A 1,826-nucleotide genomic window follows, 5' to 3' on the forward strand; every position below is an offset into this window, starting at 1 on the left:
CTAGGACGGTGCTGATTAATCGGGGGCGTTAAGGCGCGCCTTCGAACGGTTTCCCGGGATTGCGGAAGACTGGATTCATGCAGGGTATTGATGATGGTCAGCGTCAGCTTTTGGATGTTGGTGTGCTCGCGGGCCATTTGCTTCCGGCCGGTTCGGTGTATGCGTTCCTCGCTGAGCACCGGCACGAGTTGTTTCCCGACGACGCGTTCGCGGATCTGTTCGCCTCCGGGCGGGGGCGCCCGTCGACTCCGGCAGACGTGATCGCGTCGGTGATGGTTTTACAGACTCTGCTTAACCTCTCGGACCGGGAAACCGCGGAGGCTGTCACCTTTGACCTGCGGTGGAAAGCAGCGTGCGGGTTCGCGTTGACGGAGAACTCCTTCCATCCGACGGTGCTCACTTATTGGCGGCGGCGTCTGGCCAAGAGCGATCGCCCGCACCGTATCTTCGACGCCGTCACGGAGGTCATTGCACACTCCGGTGCGCTCTCCGGGCGCAGGCGCCGGGCCGTTGATTCAACCATCCTTGAGGACGCGGTCGCCCGGCAGGACACGGTCACCCAGCTGATCGCGCAGATCCGCCGGGTTGGCCGGGAGATCCCCGGCGCCGATGTGGTGGTTGCGGGTTTGAGCGGCCATGATTACGCGAAGCCCGGGAAACCGGATATCGCATGGGATGACAAGGGTGCCCGGGATGAGCTCGTCTCCGCATTGGTTACCGACGCCCTGACTTTGCTGGGCAGTATCGATGCGCAGTCCCTGGATGATGCGCAGCAGGAAACTCTCGCGCTGTTGGCCCTGGTCGCGGGACAGGATGTTGAACCGGCTGAGGGCTCTGACGGCACGGACGGGCGGTGGAGAATCGCCCGTAAGGTCGCTCCGGACCGGGTGATCTCCACCGTTGATCCGCAGGCCCGGCACGCGCATAAGAGCCGGCAGAAGAAGATCGACGGGTTCAAAAGCCACATCGTGATGGAGCCCGAGACCGGTCTGGTCACGGCCGCGGCCCTGACGAAAGCGGCCGGGCCGGAGAACAGCGACGCGGCCCGCGGTGCCGAACTCATTGCCGCTGACACCAGCATCGGAACCGGACGGGTCGATGTGCTCGGTGATTCCGCTTACGGCAGCGGGGAATTATTGACGGCGATTACTGCCGCTGGCCATACCCCGATCATCAAGCCCATGCCGTTGGGCAGGGCGGTCCCAGACGGCTTCACCGTCGATGACTTCACCATCAATGAGGGCGCGAAAACAGTGACTTGTCCGGCGAAGATCACGCGCCCTATCAGTGCGAAAGGGCGGGTAAGTTTTGCTGGAGCCTGCGCGTCCTGCCCTTTGATGAGCCGATGCACGACGGCGAAGAACGGGCGGAAAATGCTGATCCACCCGCACGACCGGCTCCGCCGCGAACACCGAATCCGGGCTGCTGACCCGGGGTTCCAAGCCGTTTACCGCCAACACCGGCCGATGGTGGAACGCTCGATAGCCTGGATGACCCGCGGCGCACGACGCGTCCCATACCGTGGAGTGGCAAAGAACAATGCCTGGTGGCTGACCCGCGCTGCAGCAATCAACCTCAAACGACTCCTCACCCTTGGACTGACCGGCCAGAACGGGGCGTGGGCCCTTGGATAACACCCCGGACCAGGACAGCCACGCACAAACCGTCTTGAACCACCGCGAGAAGCCCCATGGAGCGCCCAAGACCGGCTCCGGATCAGGACTTCAGCCCAGAAGAGCCCAATCCGGCGTCCGGCTCCGGCGCGAAAAATGGCCCACCGGAAAAACCCGGGCATAATAGATCCGCCTTAATCAGCGGGCTCCTAG

General features: G+C 63.4%; 1 protein-coding gene. It reads left to right on the top strand.

All coding sequences use genetic code 11. The features are described 5' to 3' along the window. The first annotated feature begins 77 nt into the window (after nucleotides 1-77). Nucleotides 78-1,634 carry an IS1182 family transposase gene (locus IV498_RS18650; protein ID WP_269048568.1) on the top strand — a complete coding sequence of 519 codons (1,557 nt, stop codon included), beginning with the start codon at nucleotides 78-80 and terminating at the stop codon, nucleotides 1,632-1,634. The last annotated feature ends 192 nt before the right edge of the window (nucleotides 1,635-1,826 follow it).

It is taken from the genome of Paenarthrobacter sp. Z7-10 (assembly GCF_026932795.1).
Classification (GTDB): Bacteria; Actinomycetota; Actinomycetes; order Actinomycetales; family Micrococcaceae; genus Arthrobacter_M.

Coding starts and splice junctions, on each gene's coding strand:
- IV498_RS18650 (WP_269048568.1), top strand. CDS start 78: ATGCAGGGTATTGATGATGGTCAGCGTCAGCTTTTGGATGTTGGTGTG.